Below are 22,849 nucleotides of genomic sequence, written 5' to 3'. Positions count from 1 at the left end.
TCAGTCACAGATGTAGTGGCTGACACGCCGCATTCGCGAGCAAGCCCGCTCCCACATGGGTTTTGCGTTGCTTATAAGGTCAGGGTCAGGCGTTTTACCAGCGCCCCCGGCAGCAGATTGGATGACGTATTGCGCTGGCTATACGTACTCGCCGACAGCAGCAATTCCCGATCAGCGGTCAGCGCTTCCAGTTGCGAGCCCAGCAGGCTGTACACGCTGTCATCAAAACGCATGGTGCTGACCGGCGCCTTGATCTCGCCGTCTTCGACCCAGAACGTGGCGAAGCGGGTCATGCCGGTCAGGCGTGCGGCGGGCTGGTCGGAGTAGTTCAGGTACCACAGGTTGCTGATGTACAAACCGGTACCCAGTTGCTTGAGGATATCGGCCTGGGCCAGGTCGCCGGCCGCCATCTGCAGGGCGCTGGGAGATTCATCGCCGCTGGCGCCATTGGTGCTCAAGCCGTATTCGGCAGCACTGCGGGAGTTCACCAATTGGCCTTCAGCCTTGCCGGCATTGATCAGCTTCACATCACTGCGCGGATAGCCGTCACGGGAAAACGCCGAGCTCAGGGAGCCGCTGACCTGTTCGTCCAGGGTCACCAGCGTGCTCAAGGTTTGATCACCGTTGTACAAGCGTTGCAACGGGCTGCCCTTGCTGGCGATGGACTGGGCGGAAAACCCGCCCCAGGTCAGCATGCTGATGATCTCTTCCATGGCCGCCGGTGCCAGGTAGGCGCGGTATTGCCCCGGTGCCAGCGGGTGCAGCGGGCGACCAAGGTATTCCAGTTGCTCACGGGCCTGCTTGAAACGCTGGGCGAAGGCCACGCTGTCCCAATCGTTGCCGGCGTAGCTGGCTTTCACCGCTTCACCGTTGGCGTGGAACAGGCTGAAGTCGAAGTTGAAACTGTTGGCCTGGTGCCAGCCGAAGGCGCCTGATGAACTGGCGAAACCACGGCTGATAGGGCCGGCGGCGTAGAAGCCGACCATGTCCACGCCCTCGGCGGCCGCGCTGATTGCTTCCAGCACCTGGGCCAGGTCCGGCAGTGGTCGGTCCTGCTGGTCCTTGTTTTGCCAGGCGTTGTGGTTGAGCAGCAGGTACGGATCCTGCGGCAACAACGGCAAGGTCTCGCGCAGTTGTTGCAGGCCGTCGGCCAGGCGCTGGCGATCCAGTTCAGGCTCGCCCGCCAGGGTGATACCGAGGTCGGCGTGGCGCCCGTCGTTGATCAGCTTCAGGTTCAGGCTGGCTTGTTGCACCTGGCCGGCCTGGCGCACTTTGCCGTGGTTGAAACGCACAAACTCGGAGGACTCGTCGGCGTAGCCGAGGTGGAATTGTTCGTGGTCGGTGATGGCCTGCTTGAGCCAATCCACCAGGGCTTTGAAATTATTCATCAGGCGTCTCCCCCGAACACGTCCACGTTGCTGAACACACAGGCCGGCGACGCATGGCCGACGCGGATCACCTGGTTGGGTTCGCCCTTGCCGCAGTTCGGCGTGCCCAGCACCTTGAAGGTGCTGGCGTCGCCGACGGCGCTGAGGTTGCGCCAGAACTGCGCGGAAATCGCCCGGTAGTTGGGGTTCTTTACCACGCCTTTGAGTTCGCCGTTTTCAATCAACTGGCCCCACTCGCAGCCAAACTGGAATTTGTTGCGTGCATCGTCAATCGACCACGAACGGTTGGTGGACATCAGGATGCCGTTCTCGATGCCGCCAATCAGCTGCGCCATGTTCTGGTCGCCGGCCTCGATATTCAGGTTGGCCATGCGGTCGATCGGCGCGCGGTTCCAGCTGCAGGCACGGCTGTTGGCCACGCCTTGCATGCCGGCGCGGTATTGCGACAACGCACCGCCCAACGGCTTGAGCAGCAAGCCTTCGCGGATCAGGAATTGTTTGCTGGCCTTCGTGCCGTCGTCGTCATGCCCGTAGCTGGCGAGCTGCTCGGGAATGTCCGGGTCGAAGGTCACGTTCAGCAGGTTGGAGCCGTATTGCAGGTGACCGAAATCGCTGGCCTTGACGAAGCTGGTGCCGGCGTAATTGCGCTCGTCGCCCAGGATGCGGTCCAGTTCCAGCGGGTGGCCGATGGATTCGTGGATCTGCAGGATCATCTGGTCGGGCGTCAGCAGCAGGTCGCGTTTGCCGTTGGGCGTGTTTGGCGCCAACAGTAATTGCAGGGCGCTGTCTGCGACTTTTGGGGCCGCGCCCACCAGGCCGAAGCGGCTGATCACGTCAAAGCCGCCTTGCTGGCCGAAGTTGGTGCCGCCCAGGGTGCGGGTCTGGCTGTCATTGCCGTCGTAGGCCGTGACGTTGACACCCGGGAACACAAACCGCTGGGCCTGGCGCAGTTCGGCGCCGGCGCTGTTGAGGTAGATCTGTTCGACGTGGGTGGTGCCCAGGCTGACTTCCCAGTTCACCAGGCGCTCGTCCTTGGGCACGGCGGCCGATTCGGCGCCGAGCAGTTGGTAGCAGTCGCTCAGGGACGGGAAGGGCTGGTCGAGGCTCGGCGACAGGTAGTCGGCAATGTCGCTGGACACTGGCTGGTCGCGCAGGTCGAGCAGGGCGTGGGGCTTGATGAGCCGGGCTTGCTGTTCGGCGCGCTCAAGGGCGGCTTGCAGGCCGGGCAGGGAAATGTCGTGAGTGGCGGCGTAGGCTTCGACGCCATTGAGGCGCACGGTGAGCATCGCGCCTTCGTCCTGGCTGAGGTGTGGCGGCTCGGCGACGTTCTTGCGTACCGACAGGTACTGGCCGGACTCGCGGACGTAGCGCAGGGAAAAGAATTCGGCGGTAGTGCGCAGGGCACTGAACTGCTTTTTGAGTGTGGCGTGGTGTTCGAACATGGGGCCTTCCTTGTGGGCGGCTCGGCGCGGGCAGGCAAACAGAGTAGGCCTGGGCTGGGAGCTGATCAAGGAAAGTGTAGGCGGGCGGGAGGTCTTGCGGTGTCAGATCGGGCCTCTTCGGGAGCAAGCCCCCTCCCACATTTGATCGGGTTCACACGGTCAAAAATGTGGGAGCGGGCTTGCTCGCGAAGGGAGCACCTCGGTCTATCAGTTACTGCGCAGTAGGACCCACTTCACGCATCGGCTTGCCACGCACCGGCGCATCGCCTGCCACGTAGTAATCCGCAGTGCTGCGCGGCAGTGGCTTGCGGCCACGGATCTTGTCGGCGATTTTCTCGGCGATCATGATTGTCGGCGCGTTCAGGTTGCCGGTGGTGATGATCGGCATGATCGACGCGTCAACTACGCGCAGACCCTGCATGCCATGCACACGGCCTTCGGCGTCAACCACGGCCATCTCGTCGGTGCCCATCTTGCACGAGCAGGACGGGTGGAACGCGGTCTCGGCGTGCTCACGGATAAATTTATCCAGTTGCTCGTCGGTCTGTACGTCGATGCCCGGGCTGATTTCGCGGCCACGGTATTGGTCCAGTGCCGGCTGTTGCATGATTTCACGGGTCAGGCGGATGCCGTCACGGAATTCCTGCCAGTCCTGTTCGGTGGCCATGTAGTTGAAGAGGATGCTCGGGTATTCCCGTGGGTTCTTCGACTTCAGCTGCACGCGGCCACGGCTCGGCGAACGCATGGAGCCCATGTGCGCCTGGAAACCGTGCTCTTTCACACCGTTGCTGCCGTTGTAGTTAATCGCCACCGGCAGGAAGTGATACTGGATGTTCGGCCAATCGAATTCTTCACGGGTACGGATGAAACCGCCCGCTTCGAACTGGTTGCTGGCGCCGATGCCGGTGCCGTTGAACAGCCACTCGGCACCAATGGCCGGCTGGTTGTACCAGAGCAGCGACGGGTACAGCGAGACCGGTTGGGTGCACGCGTATTGCAGGTACAGCTCAAGGTGATCCTGCAGGTTTTCGCCGACGCCTGGCAGGTCGTGGACCACCGGGATGTCGAGGCTTTCCAGCAGCTTCGCCGGGCCGACGCCGGAACGTTGCAGCAGTTGCGGCGAAGCGATTGCGCCGCTGCACACCAGGACTTCCTTGCGGGCACGGGCTTCAACGCGCTCTTCGGCAGCACCGATCAGGTAACGCACGCCGACGGCGCGCTTGCCTTCGAACAGGACTTTGTCGGTCAGGGCGTGGGTGACGATGGTCAGCGTCGAGCGCTTCTTGGCCGTGTCCAGGTAACCGCGAGCGGTGCTGGCGCGACGACCGTTTGGCGTCACGGTACGGTCCATCGGGCCGAAGCCTTCCTGCTGGTAGCCGTTCAAGTCTTCGGTACGTGGGTAACCGGCCTGTACGCCGGCTTCAACCATCGCGTGGAACAGCGGGTTGTTGCCGGCCTTTGGCGTGGTCACGCTGACCGGGCCGTCTCCACCGTGGTAGTCGTTCGGGCCGATGTCGCGGGTTTCGGCTTTACGGAAATACGGCAGGCAGTCCAGGTAGGTCCAGTCTTCCAGGCCCGGCAGTTTCGACCAGTTGTCGTAGTCCATCGCGTTGCCGCGGATGTAGCACATGCCGTTGATCAACGAGGAGCCGCCGAGGCCCTTGCCGCGACCGCATTCCATCCGGCGGCCGTCCATGTGTGGTTCTGGATCGGTTTCGTAGGCCCAGTTGTAGCGGCGGCCTTGCAGCGGGAACGCCAGGGCGGCTGGCATCTGGGTACGGAAATCGAAACGGTAGTCCGGGCCGCCGGCTTCCAGCAGCAGGACGGTGACGCCTTCGTCTTCGGTCAGACGGGTCGCCAGGGTGTTACCGGCGGAGCCGGCACCCACAATGATGTAGTCGTATTCTTGGGACATTGAATGCACCCTCGTGAAAGTTGGTTCAGGCTGCTTTTGTGGCGAGGGAGCTTGCTCCCGTTCGACTGCGCAGCAGTCGCAAAGTCAGCGCTCGAGTTCTGTCTGAAAGAACTGCGGTACCTGGCATGGGGCTGCTTCGCAGCCCGACGGGAGCAAGCCCCCTCGCCACATGGGCCATGCCAGGCTCAATCAGGTTTTAGAACACCGAGGCGTAGTCGCCCAGCTCAACCTGTACCGATTTGATGCGAGTGAAGTTGTTCAGCGAGCTGATCCCGTTTTCACGGCCCACGCCCGACTGCTTGTAGCCGCCCACCGGCATCTTCGCGTCGGACTCGCCCCAGGCGTTGATCCAGCAGATACCGGCTTCCAGCTGATGAATCACGCGGTGGGCGCGGTTCAGGTCCTTGGTCACCAGGCCAGCGGCCAGGCCGAAGTCGGTGTCGTTGGCACGGCGGATCACTTCTTCTTCGGTGTCGTAGGTGAGGATGCTCATCACCGGGCCGAAGATTTCTTCACGCACGATGGTCATTTCGTCGGTGCAGTCAGTGAACACGGTCGGGGCCACGTAGGCACCCTTGGCGAATTCACCGTCGGTCAGACGGTCGCCGCCGCACAGCACGCGGGCGCCTTCTTCTTTACCTTTGGCGATGTAGCCGAGCACGCTTTCCATGTGGGCGAAGCTGACCAGCGGGCCGAAGTTGGTGTTTTCATCTTCCGGGTTGCCGATGCGGATGCGGGCAACGCGCTCGGCGATCTTGGCTTCGAAGGCGCCTTTGAGGGCGGTCGGAACGAATACGCGGGTGCCGTTGGTGCAGACCTGGCCCGAGCTGTAGAAGTTGGCCATCATCGCGATGTCGGCGGCGCGGTCGAGGTCGGCGTCGTCGAAAATGATCAGCGGGGATTTGCCGCCCAGTTCCATGGTGACTTCCTTGAGCGAAGAGCTCGAAGCGCTGGCCATGACTTTCTTGCCGGTGTCGGTGCCGCCGGTGAAGGAGACTTTCTCGATGCGCGGGTGTTCGGTCAGCCAGGTGCCGACTTCACGGCCGCTGCCGGTCAGGACGTTGAACACGCCATCCGGAACGCCGGCGGCGGTGTAGATTTCAGCCAGTTTCAGGGTGGTCAGCGAGGTGACTTCGCTTGGCTTGAAGATCATCGCGTTACCGGCCGCCAGGGCAGGTGCGGATTTCCACAGGGCGATCTGGATCGGGTAGTTCCACGCGCCGATACCGGCCACGACGCCCAGTGGCTCGCGACGGGTGTAGACGAACGAGGTGTCACGCAGCGGGATCTGCTCGCCTTCGATGGCGGGCACCAGGCCTGCGTAGTATTCCAGCACGTCAGCGCCGGTGACGATGTCGACGTATTGGGTTTCGGAATACGGCTTGCCGGTGTCCAGGGTTTCCAGGGCGGCCAGTTCGTCGTTGCGCTCACGCAGGATGTCGACGGCACGACGCAGGATGCGCGAACGCTCCATGGCAGTCATGGCGGCCCAGATTTTCTGGCCCTTTTCGGCGCTGACCACAGCGCGCTCGACGTCTTCTTTGGTAGCGCGTTGCACGTTGGCGAGAACTTCACCGTTAGCCGGGTTGATGGCTTCGAAAGTGGCATCGCTGCCAGCGTCGGAGTAGCCGCCGTCAATGTAGAGTTTTTGCAGTTCGAAACGGGCCATAAAGTCCTCGCAAGTGCATTAATGGTTGGCGCGGTTCGGGAGTTGAGCGTTTATGTGTGCTCTAACTCACCTGCTTGGCCAATTGGAAATCCATGTATTCGTAAGCGATCCGTTGCGCCTGCTCCGTGTCGAAAGCGTCTCCCGACAGGGCGCCGCGCAACCACAAACCGTCGATCAGGGCCGCCAGGCCTCGGGCTGCGCTGCGTGCCTCGGGCAACGGCAACGCTCGGCGGAACTGGCAACACAGGTTGGAATACAGACGGTGATCGTTGATCCGCTGCAGCCTGTGCAATGACGGGTGGTGCATGCTGGTGGCCCAGAAGGCCAGCCAGGTTTTCATAGCCGGGCCGTTGACTTGGCTGGCGTCGAAGTTGCCTTCGATGATCACCTGAAGATGGGCCCGCGGGCTGTCATCTTTCAGCGCCAACCGGCGCTCGGTGACGTTCTCGATCAGCACGTTCATCAGGTACCGCATCGTGGCGGCGATCAGGCCATTCTTGTCCTGAAAATAGTGACTGATGATGCCATTCGAGACGCCGGCCAGACGGGCGATCAGCGCAATGCTGGCATCCCCCATTCCGACCTGATCGACGGCCGTCAATGTGGCTTCGATCAACTGCTGGCGGCGTATGGGTTGCATACCGACCTTGGGCATCGTGCACCTCTCCTTAGGCCTGCCAACGGGCGATAAACGTCCGTCGGCTTGAGGGCCAGTCTATTTTGTTTTGATTGAACGTTCAATCAACAAAGAATAAGATCTGCGACAAATGGTCGCTGCCTACAGGTATTTCCTACGTGCATGTGGCGCCACCTGACATCGGGAAAACCCATGAAACAGCCCGGCACAGCGGTTCGCCGGGGGTTTATGGTTTTTCGGGGTGTCTTTATACACCCGTCCGTCGACTGCCGAAAAATCGATGGCTCGGGTCAAGCGTTGCCTTGTGTTTCTCTGCACTGCCCGGAGCATCTGTGCCATGAGTTCTGCCTCTCTTATAAAGACCCCGCCAGAAAAGGTGCGGGTCAACGGTTGGGTGTTCTACACCTCCACCGCGCTGATTCTGTTGTTGACCGCGATTCTGATCATCGCCCCGCAGGAAGCCGGCAGGATGCTCGGTGTGGCCCAAGCTTGGTTGTCGAAAAGCTTTGGCTGGTACTACATGGTCGTGATCGCCGCCTACCTGGTGTTTGTGGTGGGCCTGGCGTTTTCGTCCTATGGCAAATTGAAACTGGGCAGCAAGGACGACACCCCGGACTTCAGCTACGGCGCCTGGGCCGGCATGCTCTTCTCGTCGGGCATCGGCATCTCGCTGCTGTACTTCGGCGCCTCCGAGCCCCTGGACCACTACTTCAACCCGCCTGAAGGCGCATCGGCCACCGGCGAAGCTGCACGCCAGGCGTTGCAGTTGACGTTCCTGCACTGGGGCCTGCACGGCTGGGCGATCTACGCACTGGTCGGCCTGGCCGTGGCGTACTTTGCCTACCGTCATAACCAGCCGCTGGCCCTGCGCTCGGCGCTGTACCCGCTGGTGGGCGAGCGTTGGGTCAAAGGCGCGGCCGGTCACGCGGTAGACGGCTTCGGCATGTTCGTAACGCTGCTGGGCCTGGTGACGAACCTGGGGATTGGTTCGATGCAAGTGTCCTCCGGGTTGGAAAACCTGTTCGGCATGCAGCACAGCAACACCAACCTGCTGATCGTGATCATCGTGATGAGCACCGTGGCGACTATTGCCGCCGTGTCGGGTGTGGAGAACGGCATTCGCCGCCTGTCCAACCTGAACATCGTGCTGTTCAGCGGCCTGCTGATTTTCGTGCTGCTGTTCGGCCCGACCCTGCACCTGCTCAACGGCTTCGTGCAGAACATCGGCGACTACATGAACGGCATCGTGCTGAAGACCTTCGACCTGTACGTGTACGAAGGCGACGCCGACAAGACCGAACGCTGGATGGGCCTGTGGACCCTGTTCTACTGGGCCTGGTGGATTTCCTGGGCGCCATTCGTGGGCATGTTCATCGCGCGTATTTCCCGTGGTCGCACGGTGCGTGAACTGGTGGCCGGCGTGCTGCTGATCCCGCTGGGCTTCACCCTGGCGTGGCTGTCGATCTTCGGCAACTCGGCCCTGGACCTGGTGGTGAACCATGGCGCGGTGGAGTTGGGCAAGACGGCGCTGGAACAGCCGTCCATGGCGATCTACCAACTGCTTGAGCATTACCCGGCGTCGAAAATCGTCATCGGTGTGTCGATCTTCGTGGGCTTCGTACTGTTCCTGACCCCGGCGGATTCCGGCGCGGTGATGATGGCGAACCTGTCCTGCAAGGGCGGCAACGTTGACGAAGATGCGCCGCACTGGCTGCGGATTTTCTGGTCGGCGGTGATCACCCTGGTGACCATCGGCCTGCTGTTCGCCGGTAACTTCGAAGCCATGCAAACCATGGTGGTGCTGGCGGGCTTGCCGTTCTCGGTGGTGCTGGTGTTCTTCATGTTCGGCCTGCACAAGGCGATGCGCCAGGACGTGGCGATCGAGTTGGAGCAGGCGCAGTTGGCCGAGCGTGGTCGGCGTGGTTTCAGCGAGCGTTTGACTGCCCTGGACCTGCAACCGAGCCAGGGTACCGTGCAACGCTTTATGGACAAGCACGTCACGCCGGCGCTGGAAGAAGCGGCGACTGCGTTGCGTGACCAGGGGCTGGAAGTGCAGACCCTGCTGGGCAAATCCAAGCGCTGCATTGGTGTGCGCATCGAGATGCAAGAGGGCAATCCGTTTGTCTACGAGGTCAGCCTGGATGCTTATTCGTCGGCACCGAACGACTTGCCCGAGGAAGAACGCACGCGCTACTACCGCGCCGAGGTTTACCTGCACAACGGGCCTCAGGAATACGACCTGATGGGCTTCACCCAGGAGCAGATCACCCGGGACGTGCTCGATCAGTTTGAAAGCCATCGGCAGCTCCTTGGCCGTGTCTATAGCTAAAGGTTGGTGATGATGATCGTTCCCACGCTGCGCGTGGGAACGCATCCTGTGACGCTCCGCGTCACGATTTCAAGAGCGGACGCAGAGCGTCCATTGCGGCATTCCCACGCAGAGCGTGGGAACGATCAAAACTGACACCACCTGAGCAAAATGTGGGAGCGGGCTTGCTCGCGAATGCGCAGTGTCAGTCAGTACATCTGACACTGATACACCGCATTCGCGAGCAAGCCCGCTCCCACATTTTTTTTGCGGTGTCTGTTAGCCCAGGTTCTTGCCCAAGAGGGCGTGATAGAGCTCGCTGTCACCCAGAATCCCCACCACCTTGTTGTTGTCCTGCAGCACCAGCTTGTTCCCTGTCTGATACCGAATCTGCAACGCCTCACGCATCCCGATATTCGAATCCACCAGCGTCGGCATCCGGCCCAGGCCCTCCACCGATTGCCCCGGTGCCCAGTTCTGCAGGTTCAGCACCGAACCGTTCTGCCGCGCGCCCTTGATGGTGTTGCCTTCGGCCAGGTCCAGCCACGAGTCACCGCCCGGGTCCAGGCTGATGGAGCCGTTGACGTGGGTGCAGTTATCCACCGTGCGCATAAGGCTGCGGCCACACAGCACATTCAGCGGGTTGGTGTGGGCCACGAAGGTCCGCACATAGTCATCCGCCGGGTTCAGCACGATCTCTTCCGGCACGCTGTACTGGATGATCCGCCCGTCTTTCATGATCGCGATGCGGCTGCCGAGTTTCAGCGCCTCATCCAGGTCATGGCTCACGAATACGATGGTCTTGCTCAGCTTGCGTTGCAGCTCCAGCAACTCATCCTGCAAGCCCTGGCGGATCAGCGGGTCGAGTGCCGAGAAGGGTTCGTCCATCAACAGGATATCGGCGTCCATCGCCAATGCGCGGGCCAGGCCGACACGCTGCTGCATGCCACCGGAAAGCTCGTCGGGCTTCTTGTTGCGCCACTGCGACAGGCCCACCAGTTCCAGCTTGTCATCCACCAGCTTGCGTCGTTCTTTTTCCGGGCGGCCCTGCATCTCCAGGCCGAAGCTGATGTTCTCGCGCACCGTCAGCCAGGGCATCAGGGCGAACTTCTGGAACACCATGGCGATGCGCTGGGTGCGCATCATTTTCAGCTCGGCGGGGGTGCAGGATGCGATGTCGATCTGGCGACCTTCATGCTCCACAAACAGCTTGCCGCGGCTGACGGTGTTCAAGCCATTGATGCAGCGCAACAAGCTCGACTTGCCCGAGCCGGACAGGCCCATCAGCACGCAGATCTCGCCTTTCTCGACATCCAGGCTGGCGTTTTCAACGCCGACAATCTGCCCGGTCTTTTTCAGGATCTCGTTGCGCGTCATGCCCTGGTCCAGCAGCTTGAGCGCCTCGCGTGGGTCTTTGGAGAAGATCACGTCGACATTTTCGAATCGGATAATGCTCATGCATCACCCCCTACTTTGGCGTCGGGTTGTTTGCAGATGCGGTCGAGCATGATGGCCAGCAGTACGATCGCCAGGCCGGCTTCAAAGCCCAGGGCGATGTCGGCGGTGTTCAGCGCGTTGACCACCGGTTTGCCGAGGCCGTCGGCGCCCACCAGGGCCGCGATCACCACCATCGACAACGACAGCATGATGCATTGGGTAATGCCGGCGGCGATGCTCGGCATGGCGTGGGGCAGTTCGATCCGCGAGAGCAACTGACGGCGCGAGCAGCCAAAGGCCTTGCCGGCGTCCATCAACTCTTGCGGCACATCACGGATACCCAGGTAAGTCAGACGGATAGGCGCGGCAATCGCAAACACCACCGTGGAAATCAGCCCGGGCACCACACCCAGCCCGAAGAGGGTCAGGGTAGGGATGAGGTAGACGAAGGTCGGTACGGTCTGCATCAGATCGAGCACCGGCCGCATCAGGGTGTAGAACATCGGTTTGTGCGCGGCAACAATGCCCAGCGGCACCCCGATCACCACGCAGACCAGGGTGGCGAACAGCACTTGCGCCAGGGTCTCCATGGTTTCCTGCCAGTACCCCAGGTTGAGGATCAGCAGGAAGGAGGCGATGACAAAAACGGTCAGGCCCCATTTGCGTTGAATGAAGTGAGCGAGCAGCGCAATCAGACCGATCAATGCCAGTGGATTGAACCAGGTCAGCGCGAACGTCACGCCGTGGATCATCGTTTCCAGGGTCGATGCGATTGCGTCGAAGTAGGCGGCCCCGTGTTGGGTCAACCACTCAACGAAGGCAGCGATGTACTGGCCTAGCGGGATTTTATGTTCAGTCAGCATGGTAGTGAATGTCCACATGCGAAGAGGAAAAACATCCCGGGCCAGCGTACCGGCCCGGGGTCAGCGGTTACTTGGCGAGGTAAGCTTTGACGGCCTCCAATCCTGGTTTGCCATCGACCGTGGTGACACCGGCGAGCCAGGTGTCGAGCACTTGCGGGTTCTTCTTCAGCCATGCCTTGGCGGCGGCGTCAGGCTTCATTTTGTCGTCCAGGACATTACCCATCAGGGTGCTTTCCATGTTCAGGGTGAACGACAGGTTTTTCAGCAACTGGCCCACGTTGCTGCATTCCTGGGTGTAGCCCTTGCGGACGTTGGTGTAGATGGTGGCCTGGCCGTAGTTGGGGCCGAATGAATCATCACCCCCGGTCAGGTACTTCATCTTGAAGCGGGTGTTCATCGGGTGCGGTTCCCAGCCGAGGAACACGATGGCCTGGTCGCGCTTGGTGGCGCGTTCCACCTGCGAAAGCATCCCGGCTTCGCTGGATTCGACCACTTTGAAGCCGGCGGTTTTCAGGCCGAAAGCGTCCTTGTCGATGAGGGTCTGGATGGTCCGGTTGCCGTCGTTGCCCGGCTCGATCCCGTAGATCTTGCCGCCCAGCTCATCCTTGAATTTGACGATGTCGGCGAAGTCTTTCAGGCCCTTGTTGTACAGCGCTTCCGGTACGGCCAGGGTGTACTTGGCGTTTTCCAGGTTGGCGCGCACGGTTTCCACGGTGCCGGCATCACGGTACTGCTTGATGTCGTTTTCCATGGTCGGCATCCAGTTGCCGAGGAAGATGTCCATGTTCTTGCCGTCGGCCAGGGACTTGTAGGTCACTGGTACTGAAATCATCGTGGTGCGGGGTTTGTAGCCGAGGCCCTTGAGGACTTCGCTGGTGGTGGCCGTGGTGACGGTGATGTCGGTCCAGCCGACATCGGAGAAGTTGACGGTCTGGCATTGCGCCGGTTCTGCAGCGTGAGCCACGACTGGCAGACTCAGCATGGCGGCCAACAACAACGACGGGGAACCTTTCATGGGGGTGGACTCCTGGTGTTTTTCTGGCGGCAATAACACCGCGCTTATAGGTGTTGCGGTTGGGCGTGCGGCACAGCTCTGCCACGCAACTGTGCAAACGAGTCGAGACTGATCATGTACCAGTGAAAATCTGACGCCTACAGGGGGCGTCGTATCCAGTACAGGGATGGTCGTATCCAGTGTCGGTGACGTCGCTTACAGATTTTTTCCACGGCAAAACTGCACTTTTTACCGATCTGCACCGCAAAAAACGGCCAAAACGTCGCCTTCCACAACAGCGGCGCTGATGAGCATGGGTACGTCGGTGTGAGACGCCGTGAGCGCCAGCAAAAGCTTGATGATGGCCGCATCTGGGCGGATTGCGACATGAGCGTAGCAGCTCCGTCACCAGGCGTTATGTGCGCCTGGCCTGTGCTCATCGAGGAGTTTCACGGCAATGGCTATCAGCGTTTTCGACCTGTTCAAGATCGGCATTGGGCCTTCGAGTTCTCACACCGTCGGCCCCATGCGCGCCGCGGCGTTGTTCGTTCAAGGATTACGTGAACGTGATGTGTTGGAACAAGTCAGGCGCGTCGAAGTTCAGCTGTATGGCTCCTTATCGGCCACGGGCATCGGTCACGGCAGCGACAACGCGGTGATCATGGGCCTGATGGGCGAGTGGCCGGACGCGATCGATCCGTCACAGATCGGCATCCGCATCGAAACCCTGCGCGAGACCAACACCCTGCTGCTGGACGCACGTTTGCCGGTGCCTTTCTTATGGGCGCGGGACATGCGCCTGATCGACGAAAACCTGCCGTTCCACCCTAATGCCATGACCCTGGTGGTGTTCGGTGATAACGGCGAGCTGCACCGCGACACCTACTACTCGGTGGGCGGCGGATTCGTGGTGGATGAAGCCCAGGCCAACAGCGGGGTGGCGGACATGGACCGCACCGAGCTGCCCTATGATTTTTCCAGTGCGGTGGAACTGCTGCAGCTGTGCAAGACCCACAACCTGCGGGTCGCTGAGCTGATGTTGGCGAACGAAAAAACCTGGCGCTCGGAAGAAGAAATCCGCAGCGGCCTGATGAAGCTTTGGCGCGCCATGCAGGATTGCGTGGAGCAAGGCCTAAAGCACGAAGGCATCCTTCCCGGCGGCCTCAATGTAAGGCGCCGTGCAGCCAAGTTGCACCGCAGCTTGCAGGAGCTGGGCAAGCCGAACGTGATCGGCTCGACCTTGAGCGCGATGGAATGGGTCAACCTGTTCGCCCTCGCGGTGAATGAAGAAAACGCCGCCGGCGGGCGCATGGTCACGGCACCGACCAACGGCGCGGCGGGGATCATCCCGGCGGTGCTGCACTACTTCATGAAGTTCAGCGAAGAAGTGACCGAAGCCAACGTGGTCGACTATTTCCTCGGCGCAGCGGCGGTGGGCATCCTGTGTAAGAAGAACGCGTCGATCTCGGGTGCCGAAGTCGGCTGCCAGGGTGAAGTCGGCTCGGCGTGCGCCATGGCGGCGGCGGGGTTGGCGGAGATCCTCGGTGCGACGCCGGAGCAATTGTGCAACGCGGCGGAGATTGGCCTGGAACACAACCTCGGCCTGACCTGCGACCCGGTAGGCGGGCTGGTGCAGGTGCCGTGCATCGAGCGTAATGCGATTGCCGCGGTGAAGGCGATCAACGCGGCGCAGATGGCGCTGCGGGGGGATGGCCAGCACTTCATCTCGCTGGACCGGGTGATCCGCACCATGCGCGATACCGGGGCGGATATGCATGACAAGTACAAGGAAACATCGCGGGGTGGGTTGGCGGTGAGTGCGGTGGAGTGTTGATCCAGCTTTTATGTGGCGAGGGAGCTTGCTCCCGCTGGGCTGCGTAGCGGCCCCAAAATCTTGGGAGCGCTTCGCACTCCAGCGGGAGCAAGCTCCCTCGCCACAGAAGAGCAACACTGCTCATAAAGTGAACACCGACACCCACAAGCGCCACCTTTTAGCGCGTCGCAATTAGATAAGTAGCTCCCGAACGATTTCCCCTCATGACCATCGGTCACCCGTGCTTGTGGTGACAGACTTTTCCCACGTCGTTTCTCTCCCTTCCCACAAGTGCTACCGATCTGCTCACACACCTTGAGCCTGCGTTCTCTCACGTCTTTTCTGGGTCATATCCCCCACTCCATGCGCGGGCTTATATAGACACGTCATGAGGTCGTTTTCAGGAGTTATTGAATACGCATTCAACTTTAGGCATGGCATTTGCTCTATCAATACAAAGCCTCTCGCCATAGGAGTTTCCTTAAGGCGATGAGCGCAATAACAAGAGCCTCGCCTGAGGCCATCACCCGCTTTGTGTGAGGAGATACCGCGATGACGTCGTTCAACTCCGGGGCTCAACCCCAGAACCGTGCGCCTCAATCCATCGGCTTTTTGCTGCTGGACAATTTCACGCTGATTTCCCTGGCCTCCGCAGTCGAACCCCTGCGCATGGCCAACCAACTCTCCGGCCGCGAGCTGTATCGCTGGACGACGTTGAGTGTGGACGGAAACCAAGTGTGGGCCAGCGACGGTCTGCAAATCACCCCCGATGCTTCCATGCACAAAGCCCCGGCCCTGGACACCGTGATCGTCTGTGGCGGCGTGGGTATCCAGCGCACCGTGACCCGTGAACATGTGTCGTGGCTGCAAAGCCAGGCGCGCCAATCCCGTCGCCTTGGCGCGGTGTGCACCGGCAGCTGGGCCCTGGCCTGCGCCGGCCTGCTGGACGGGTTCGATTGCAGCGTGCACTGGGAATGCCTGGCGTCGATGCAGGAAGCCTTTCCCCGCGTGGCCATGAGCACACGCCTGTTCACCCTCGACCGCAACCGCTTCACCAGCTCCGGCGGCACCGCGCCGCTGGACATGATGCTGCACCTGATCAGCCGCGACCACGGCCGTGAGTTGTCGGCGGCGATCTCCGAGATGTTTGTGTACGAGCGCATCCGCAACGAACAGGATCACCAGCGCGTGCCGCTCAAGCACATGCTTGGCACCAACCAGCCGAAGTTGCAGGAAATCGTCGCGCTGATGGAGGCCAACCTGGAAGAGCCGATCGACCTCGATGAACTGGCGGTGTACGTCGCGGTTTCCCGGCGTCAACTGGAGCGGTTGTTCCAGAAATACCTGCACTGTTCGCCGTCGCGCTACTACCTCAAGTTGCGCCTGATCCGTGCGCGGCAGTTGCTCAAGCAAACGCCGATGTCGATCATCGAAGTGGCGTCGGTGTGCGGGTTTGTCTCCACGCCGCACTTCTCCAAGTGCTACCGCGAATACTTCGGCATTCCGCCGCGGGATGAGCGTGTGGGTTCCAACACCACGCAGCAGGTGGCGATGATGCCGATTCCGCAGGCGCTGGTGTTGTCACCGTTGTCCGGGCCGTTGTCGGCGTTGAGCCAGGCCAGGAATGAGTCGACTTTCGCGAGTGTAAGGCTTTAGACCGAGTCGCCTGCATTCGCGAGCAAGCCCGCTCCCACACTTGACCGCGTTTTTTCAGTAGGAACGCGGTCGAATGTGGGAGCGGGCTTGCTCGCGAATGCGGTATATCAGGCGCCAGAGTTCTGCCGAAATTGCACCAGCGCCGGCAACAACTGCTTGTCGATCGCCTGCCTCACCGCCGGCAAGATCGTCGCGCTGCCGGTGTACATCTGCTCAACCATACCCTTGAGCGCCTTGGCCCGCGCCGCGCTCAAGCCGCGCACCGCACACTCGCAAGCCTGCTCGGCGGTAGCGCCGCTGGACACCTCGAAACCCAACGACCGCAGCTGGCCCAGCAGGTCATCCTGGTCAATCAAATCCGCGTGCATCATGACGTTAATCCTTGTTAGGGGAGCGGGGGATTGAAGTCGATTCTGGTAGGCCATCACCGAGTCGGCAAGGCCTGAATGCATGAATGTCCGGCACACCTATGAACAGGTCGTTTTCGGCTAACTCGCAAGGCAGGGGAGTGTGCACACTGGCATCAAGCAAGCAGCTTGAAGGTTTGGTCACCCTCGGGATGCTCAGCTCACACAAAGCACTCTGCCCCGATCCTGTCACGGCTGGATCGGGGCTTTTTTTGAGCTGAAATTTGAGGTGAAGCTGCTGGCCCCTTCGCGAGCAAGCCCGATTCCACATTTGACCGCGTTTTTTCAGGAGGAACTCGGTCAAATGTGGGAGCGGGCTTGCTCGCGAAGGGGGAGCCTCGGTCTACCGCTGCAACACCAATATCCGCGACAACAACTCATCCCGATCGATATAGCAGCCCTGGAAATGTCGCGCGCCGGACGCCGGATCAAACGCATTGCGCGCATGCAGGGTCCGGCGATTATCAAAGCACCACAGCTCGCCCGGATTCAGACGTTTGACCAGCCGAAAACGCTCTTCCCGGGTCATCGCAATAAACCGGCGATAGGCGCGATAGAGCAACGGCATCTGCTCTGCAGGCGCCTCAAACGGCCCGCGCAGAAAGTTGGCCATGCGAATCTCGGCGACTTCACCCAAGGCATCCAGAGCGATGATCGGCGCCAGCCGGCGATAGTCGCTGTGACGGTCCTTGTTGCGAAACTCCACCGGGATCTCGCACAACGCGCGAAAGGCTTCCGGATCTTCGTCCCGCAGCGCCCGCGCAATCGCAAAACCATCGACAAAAATACTCTCGCCCCCGTCGGCGTCGTTCACCAGGCAATGCAAGAACTGCAGCCCGGGTTGCAGCTCCCGCGTCGGCAAATCACTGTGCAGCGGCAGGTTGAATGCCGTGTAGGCGTTGCTGTCGGCATCGGCCTTGGACTGTACGTTGAACAGCACGCCGAAGTTGCTCTCGCGGATGAACGAAATGCGCTTGGCGATCAGCGCCAGCGAGCCAGGTTCGGTGGGCACACCGCGCACTTGGGTGAGGCCGCTGTCACGCAGGGCCAGCAGCCATTGCAGCAGGGCTTTCGGGTCTTCCATCAGCGCTGCGTAGTCGAATACGGGCAGCTCGAACGTACGGTCCCACAGCAGGGATTTCGGTTTGGCAGCCCGGCGTTCGGCGCGGGACTCATCGTCGTAGGCGTGCGCCCGCAACCATCCGGGATCGTATTGGCTGCGATGCCCGCCGCTCCATTCCACTGTCAGCAGACCCTGGTCGATACGTGCACTGAGGGCCGTGAGGTGTTCGTCCACATCGACGATTTCCAGCACCTGTTCACGGGTCACGCTGTAGACGCAAACAGGGCACGGGCAGTTGTCCCGCAGCCACTGGTGATGAAACGGGCTGACCCGCCCATCGGCCCATCGCACACTGAGGTGATCGCCGTGCACCTGCACATCGGCCAGGTCACTGATCAGTGGGTAAGTACGGAAGTCGGCAACAGCGGCGGCGGTTTGCATGGCGATTCCTTATTTTTGGGGTGGCAGTCCAATCACGCGGCCGAGCAGGGCGGGCTTCGGCAGGTCGGTTTGTTCGGCGCTGATGCTGGCAAGCTTGCCCAGCACCGCTTCACTGAATGGCGCCGAGTGCGGCCCGGCGAGGTCGACGTGGAGCAGCATCTGTTCGTTGCCCGCCAGCTCCTTTTCGTCGCCCACCAGGTGCAGGCTGTGATAGAGGTGCAGGCGCTTGCGGTCGTGGGCGATGAGTTGGGTGTGTACCTCGACGGCGGCGCCCAGTTTCACTTCGTGCAGGTAGTTGAGGTGCAACTCCAGGGTGAACAGCGAGTGGCCGCTGGCTTCGCGGTTTTCGCTGTCCAGGCCCAGGGTGTCCATCAGCGCATCGGTGGCGTAGCTGAAAATCAGCAGGTAGAACGCATCGCGCAGGTGGCCGTTGTAGTCGACCCACTCGGGGAGGATTTTGGTGGTGTAGGTGGTGAGTGCGGGCATGTCATGAATTCCGGGTATGTACTCGGTCAAATGTGGGAGCTGGCTTGCCTGCGATGGCGGCGGTGAATCCAACATCGCTATCGCAGGCAAGCCAGCTCCCACAGAAAATCAACAGCGGTTATTCGGCGAAGGTCATACCGTGTTTTTCCTTGGTGGTCTTCACCGCGTCCAGCACCGCCAGCAGGCAATCATCACGATAGCGCTCCAGCGCCGAAATGCTGTGCTTGCCCAACTGATCGCTGGTGCCGTCCACCACGTCGTCAATCAATTTGTCGGTCAATTCCGGCGCCGGCAGATAGGTCCACGGCAGCTGCAAGGCCGGGCCGAACTGCGCCATGAAGTGGCGCATCCCGGCATCACCGCCCGCCAGCGTATAGGTCAGGAACGTCCCCATGAACGACCAGCGCAAACCGGCGCCAAAGCGAATCGCATCATCGATCTCGCCGGTGGTTGCCACACCATCGTTCACCAGGTGCAACGCCTCACGCCACAGGGCTTCCAGCAGCCGGTCAGCGATAAAACCGGGCACTTCCTTACGCACATGCAAAGGGCGCATGCCGAGGGATTCGTACACTTTGATTGCTGCCTGAATCGCTTCCGGCGCAGTGTTTTTGCCGCCTACCACTTCCACCAGCGGCAACAGGTAAACCGGGTTGAACGGATGCCCCACCACGCAACGTTCCGGGTGCGTGGAGCCTTCATAAAACTCGCTCGGCAACAACCCCGAAGTACTCGAACCAATCAACGCGTTCGGCTTGGCCGCCGCGCTGATTTTGCTGTGTAACTCCAGCTTCAATTCCAGGCGTTCCGGGGCGCTTTCCTGGATGAAGTCGGCGTCTTTCACGCACTCTTCAATGGTGGCCACAAAGCGCAGGCGATCTTGCGAGGCGCCGGGTGCAAGGCCTTGTTTCTCGAGTGCGCCCCAGGCATTCGCGACACGTTTGCGCAGGGCCGCTTCGGCACCAGGCGCCGGGTCCCAGGCCACCACATCCAGGCCGTGAGCCAGTGCGCGGGATACCCAGCCACTGCCGATAACGCCGCTGCCCAGCGCTGCGAAGGTTTTGATTTCAGTGATAAAGCTCATGGCAAATTCCTAAGAGAGTTCGGTGATTCTGTGTGAGAGCCAAGATCAAAATGTGGGAGCGGGCTTTCAGTTGATGCATTCGGTGGCTGATCCACCGCATTCGCGAGCAAGCCCGCTCCCACATTTGATTCGGTTCCTGCAGGGCGTCGTGCAGTGTGTTTTAGCCGCGCTTGGTCAGGCCCATCTTCACGCGGCCTTCGGCCGGGGTCATGACCCGCGCACCCAGGCGGCTGAGGATCTCGCTGGCGCGTTCCACCAACTGGCCGTTGGTCGCCAGCACGCCCTTGTCCAGCCACAGGTTGTCTTCCAGGCCGACCCGCACATTGCCGCCCAGCAGCACCGCTTGCGCCGCCATCGGCATCTGCATGCGACCAATCCCGAAGCCGGCCCACACCGCGTCTGCCGGCAGGTTGTCGACCATCGCCTTCATGGTGGTGGTGTCGGCCGGCGCGCCCCACGGGATGCCCAGGCACAGTTGGAACAACGGGTTGTCGAGCAAGCCTTCCTTGATCATCTGCTTGGCGAACCACAGGTGGCCGGTGTCGAAAATTTCCAGCTCGGCTTTTACGCCCAGCTCTTGAATACGTTTGGCGCCAGCCCGCAGCTGGGCCGGGGTGGAGACGTAAATGGTGTCGCCATCGCCGAAATTCAGGGTGCCACAGTCCAGGGTGCAGATTTCCGGCAGCAGCTCTTCCACATGGGCCAGGCGGGTCAGCGGGCCCACCAGGTCGGTGTTGGGCCCGAATTCCATGGGGTTCTCGCCGCCACCGATTTCCAGGTCGCCACCCATGCCGGCGGTGAGGTTGACGATGATGTCGACGTCCGCCTCGCGGATGCGCTCCATCACTTCGCGGTACAGCGCCACGTCGCGGCTGAACTTGCCGGTCTCGGGGTCACGTACGTGGCAATGCACCACGGTGGCACCGGCCTTGGCCGCTTCCACCGCCGCGGCAGCGATTTGTTTCGGAGTGACCGGCACGTGAGGGCTTCTGGCGGTCGTGTCGCCAGCACCGGTGAGTGCGCAGGTGATGATGACGTCGTGGTTCATGAGGCAGGTTCCTTACAGGCGTGATTTTCAGGCGTAGTCATACCGTTCGCAGTCGGGAGCGGCTGCGAAACGGTGATTCAAGACAGGTTATTTGCTGGTCAATTGCAGGTTGGCTGCGGCGGGTTTGCCGTCGAAGGTGGTCACGCCTTCCAGCCAGCGCTGCTGGTCTTGCGGGTGATCCTTGAGCCATTGCCTGGCCGACTCGAAAGCGTCCTTGTGATCCAGCAGCGGCTGCATCATTCGGCTCTCGTCGGCGGCGGTGAAGGTCAGGTTGCTGAGCAACTTGTGCACGTTGGGGCATTGCTCGGCGTAGGTCGGCGAGGTGACGGACCACACGGTGGCCATGCCTTCGTTCGGGCCCAGCGCGTCATCACTGCCGGTGAGGTAAGTCATCGCCACGTTGACGTTCATCGGGTGCGGCGCCCAGCCGAAGAACACCACGGCCTCCTTGCGGCGCACGGCGCGGTCGACGGCGGCGAGCATGCCGGCCTCGCTGGATTCCACCAGTTGGAACTTGCCCAGGCCAAACTGATTCTTGGCGATCATCGCCTTGATCTGGGTGTTGGCGCCCGAGCCTGGTTCAATACCGTAGATCTTGCCGCCCAGTTCTTTTTCAAACTTGGCGATGTCGGCGAAGGTCTTCAGGCCCTTGTCGGCCAGGTAAGTCGGCACCGCCAACGTAGCGCGGGCGTCTTCCAGGGACGGCTTGTCGAGCACCTTGACCTGCTTGGCCTCGACAAACGGGGTGATGGTCTGGGTCATCAGCGGGTTCCAGTAGCCCAGGAACATGTCCAGGCGCTGGTCGCGAATCCCGGCAAAGATGATTTGCTGGGACGCGCTGGTCTGTTTGGTCTTGTAGCCGAGGCCGTCGAGCAACACTTGAGTCATGGCACTGGTGGCGATTACGTCGGTCCAGTTCACCACGCCCATGCGCACGTTCTGGCAAGAAGCCGCATCGGCTGCCATGACATTGGTGCTCAAAATGGCGCTGGCGCTGAGTGCGAGCACGCAGCGGCTGATCAGTCGGTTCATGGTGGTTCCCTCGGCAGGTTGTTATTGTGGGTTCCGGCGTCTTTGTGCACCGTGCAGCCAAGTTACGCAGCTTGGTCCCCGACAAAACGCACGGCGGCGACCAGCTCTTGCACTGCAGCGACCTGCCCCCTTGAATGACCGATTGAACTGGCGTATCACAGTGACCACGCTGTCCGTCCTACGAGAGCGCTCCATGTCCCAGGATTTCTACTTTCTGCTGATGCCGGGCTTCTCCGCCATCGGCTTTATCTCCGCGATCGAACCTTTACGTGTCGCCAATCGTTTTCGCGGCGAGCTGTACCGTTGGCACGTCTTGAGCGCCGACGGCGGCGCGGTGCTGGCGAGCAATGGCATGTCGGTCAACGCCGACGCCGCGCTGGAGCCGCTGAAGAAAGGCTCGACCTTACTGGTGGTGGCCGGCTTCGAACCGCTGAAGTTCGCCACGCCCGCACTGGAACACTGGCTGCGTCGCCTTGACCACGACGGCGTGACCCTGGGCGCCATCGACACTGGCGCCTGCGTACTCGCCGAAGCCGGCCTGCTCGACGGCCACCGCCTGACCCTGCACTGGGAAGCCATCGACGCCTTCAAGGAATCTTATCCACAGCTGACAGTAACCCAGGAGCTGTTCGAGATCGACCGCCGGCGCATCACCTCGGCGGGCGGCACCGCGTCCATCGACCTGATGCTCGACCTGATCAGCCAGGCTCACGGGCCAGAGTTGGCGATCCAGGTGTCCGAGCAATTCGTGCTCGGCCGCATCCGCCCGCGCAAAGACCACCAACGCATGCAGATCGCCACGCGCTACGGCATCAACAACAAGAAGTTGGTGCAGGTGATTGGGGAGATGGAACAGCACACGGAACCGCCGTTGAGCACACTGGCGCTGGCGGAGGCGATCAAGGTCACGCGACGGCAGTTGGAGCGCTTGTTTCGGCTGCACCTGAACGACACACCGAGCAACTTCTACCTGGGCTTGCGCCTGGAGAAGGCCCGGCAGCTATTGCGCCAGAGCGACCTGAGCGTGCTGGAGGTGAGCATCGCCTGCGGGTTTGAATCGCCGTCGTATTTCACCCGCAGCTACCGGGCAAGGTTTGCCAAGTGCCCAAGGGAAGATCGGCGCCGGGAAGCGGTATGAACACCGCTCTTGAGAACAATGCAGATCA

General features: G+C 61.3%; 18 protein-coding genes. 4 read left to right on the top strand and 14 right to left on the bottom strand.

Annotated features, from left to right (window positions below; genetic code table 11):
* Positions 1 to 71: 71 nt before the first annotated feature.
* From HX801_RS14965 to betI, 5 genes are all read right to left on the bottom strand, one after another.
* On the bottom strand, positions 72 to 1,388 hold the full coding sequence (locus HX801_RS14965) for a TldD/PmbA family protein (RefSeq protein WP_177022311.1): 1,317 nt from the start codon (positions 1,386 to 1,388) through the stop codon (positions 72 to 74).
* On the bottom strand, positions 1,388 to 2,830 hold the full coding sequence (locus HX801_RS14960) for a TldD/PmbA family protein (protein ID WP_177022310.1): 1,443 nt from the start codon (positions 2,828 to 2,830) through the stop codon (positions 1,388 to 1,390). The genes HX801_RS14965 and HX801_RS14960 overlap by 1 nt, the downstream gene beginning before the upstream one ends.
* 211 nt (positions 2,831 to 3,041) lie before the next feature.
* Positions 3,042 to 4,745, bottom strand: coding sequence for a choline dehydrogenase (betA, locus tag HX801_RS14955; protein ID WP_087693216.1), 1,704 nt, complete (start codon positions 4,743 to 4,745; stop codon positions 3,042 to 3,044).
* A gap of 196 nt (positions 4,746 to 4,941) precedes the next feature.
* Positions 4,942 to 6,414, bottom strand: a complete 1,473-nt coding sequence (gene betB, locus HX801_RS14950; protein ID WP_003216900.1) for a betaine-aldehyde dehydrogenase — start codon at positions 6,412 to 6,414, stop codon at positions 4,942 to 4,944.
* A 61-nt stretch (positions 6,415 to 6,475) separates the two neighbouring features.
* Positions 6,476 to 7,069, bottom strand: a complete 594-nt coding sequence (gene betI / locus HX801_RS14945) for a transcriptional regulator BetI (RefSeq protein ID WP_003216902.1) — start codon at positions 7,067 to 7,069, stop codon at positions 6,476 to 6,478.
* A gap of 376 nt (positions 7,070 to 7,445) precedes the next feature.
* Between betI and HX801_RS14940 the strand changes: the two genes are divergently transcribed.
* Positions 7,446 to 9,380, top strand: a complete 1,935-nt coding sequence (locus HX801_RS14940) for a BCCT family transporter (RefSeq protein WP_236260840.1) — start codon at positions 7,446 to 7,448, stop codon at positions 9,378 to 9,380.
* Positions 9,381 to 9,638: 258 nt separating this feature from the next.
* On the opposite strand, the gene choV is transcribed toward HX801_RS14940, so the two are convergent.
* The 3 genes from choV to HX801_RS14925 all read right to left on the bottom strand — a co-directional run bounded on the left by choV (position 9,639) and on the right by HX801_RS14925 (position 12,674).
* A complete protein-coding gene (gene choV, locus HX801_RS14935; protein ID WP_003216907.1) occupies positions 9,639 to 10,817 on the bottom strand; it encodes a choline ABC transporter ATP-binding protein in 1,179 nt (392 codons plus the stop codon).
* Positions 10,814 to 11,659 (bottom strand): choline ABC transporter permease subunit, encoded by an 846-nt coding sequence (choW, locus tag HX801_RS14930; protein WP_003216909.1) that lies wholly within the window; start codon positions 11,657 to 11,659, stop codon positions 10,814 to 10,816. Before choW ends, choV begins: the two co-directional genes overlap by 4 nt.
* A 67-nt stretch (positions 11,660 to 11,726) precedes the next feature.
* The gene (locus HX801_RS14925) at positions 11,727 to 12,674 is read right to left on the bottom strand and encodes a choline ABC transporter substrate-binding protein (RefSeq protein ID WP_003216912.1); all 948 of its coding nucleotides are present in this window, start codon (positions 12,672 to 12,674) and stop codon (positions 11,727 to 11,729) included.
* A 436-nt stretch (positions 12,675 to 13,110) separates the two neighbouring features.
* Here HX801_RS14925 and HX801_RS14920 point away from each other — a divergent pair, with 436 nt between their 5' ends.
* Positions 13,111 to 14,487, top strand: a complete 1,377-nt coding sequence (locus tag HX801_RS14920; RefSeq protein ID WP_008434038.1) for an L-serine ammonia-lyase — start codon at positions 13,111 to 13,113, stop codon at positions 14,485 to 14,487.
* A gap of 531 nt (positions 14,488 to 15,018) precedes the next feature.
* Positions 15,019 to 16,122 carry a GlxA family transcriptional regulator gene (locus tag HX801_RS14915; RefSeq protein WP_003216915.1) on the top strand — a complete coding sequence of 368 codons (1,104 nt, stop codon included), beginning with the start codon at positions 15,019 to 15,021 and terminating at the stop codon, positions 16,120 to 16,122.
* Between the two features lie 107 nt (positions 16,123 to 16,229).
* Here HX801_RS14915 and HX801_RS14910 read toward each other — a convergent pair whose 3' ends face one another.
* The 6 genes from HX801_RS14910 to HX801_RS14885 form a co-directional block, all read right to left on the bottom strand.
* Positions 16,230 to 16,493, bottom strand: a complete 264-nt coding sequence (locus tag HX801_RS14910; RefSeq protein WP_003216918.1) for a hypothetical protein — start codon at positions 16,491 to 16,493, stop codon at positions 16,230 to 16,232.
* Positions 16,494 to 16,872: 379 nt separating this feature from the next.
* Complete coding sequence (locus tag HX801_RS14905; protein ID WP_008430627.1) at positions 16,873 to 18,033, bottom strand: gamma-butyrobetaine dioxygenase; 1,161 nt, start codon at positions 18,031 to 18,033, stop codon at positions 16,873 to 16,875.
* 9 nt (positions 18,034 to 18,042) lie between these two features.
* Complete coding sequence (locus tag HX801_RS14900) at positions 18,043 to 18,519, bottom strand: thioesterase family protein (RefSeq protein WP_008430629.1); 477 nt, start codon at positions 18,517 to 18,519, stop codon at positions 18,043 to 18,045.
* A gap of 118 nt (positions 18,520 to 18,637) precedes the next feature.
* Complete coding sequence (locus HX801_RS14895; RefSeq protein WP_177022309.1) at positions 18,638 to 19,603, bottom strand: L-carnitine dehydrogenase; 966 nt, start codon at positions 19,601 to 19,603, stop codon at positions 18,638 to 18,640.
* Positions 19,604 to 19,763: 160 nt separating this feature from the next.
* Positions 19,764 to 20,651, bottom strand: a complete 888-nt coding sequence (locus HX801_RS14890; RefSeq protein ID WP_003216924.1) for a 3-keto-5-aminohexanoate cleavage protein — start codon at positions 20,649 to 20,651, stop codon at positions 19,764 to 19,766.
* A gap of 87 nt (positions 20,652 to 20,738) precedes the next feature.
* The gene (locus HX801_RS14885; protein ID WP_017476439.1) at positions 20,739 to 21,683 is read right to left on the bottom strand and encodes a choline ABC transporter substrate-binding protein; all 945 of its coding nucleotides are present in this window, start codon (positions 21,681 to 21,683) and stop codon (positions 20,739 to 20,741) included.
* Between the two features lie 193 nt (positions 21,684 to 21,876).
* Between HX801_RS14885 and HX801_RS14880 the strand changes: the two genes are divergently transcribed.
* Positions 21,877 to 22,821: a GlxA family transcriptional regulator gene (locus HX801_RS14880; RefSeq protein WP_003216927.1), complete on the top strand. Its 945-nt coding sequence runs from the start codon at positions 21,877 to 21,879 to the stop codon at positions 22,819 to 22,821.
* The last annotated feature ends 28 nt before the right edge of the window (positions 22,822 to 22,849 follow it).

Source organism: Pseudomonas sp. G1002 (assembly GCF_013385455.1).
Lineage (GTDB): Bacteria > Pseudomonadota > Gammaproteobacteria > Pseudomonadales > Pseudomonadaceae > Aquipseudomonas.
The sequence above is the reverse complement of the archived record's forward strand: the minus strand, read 5'-3'. Positions and strand labels throughout refer to the sequence as shown.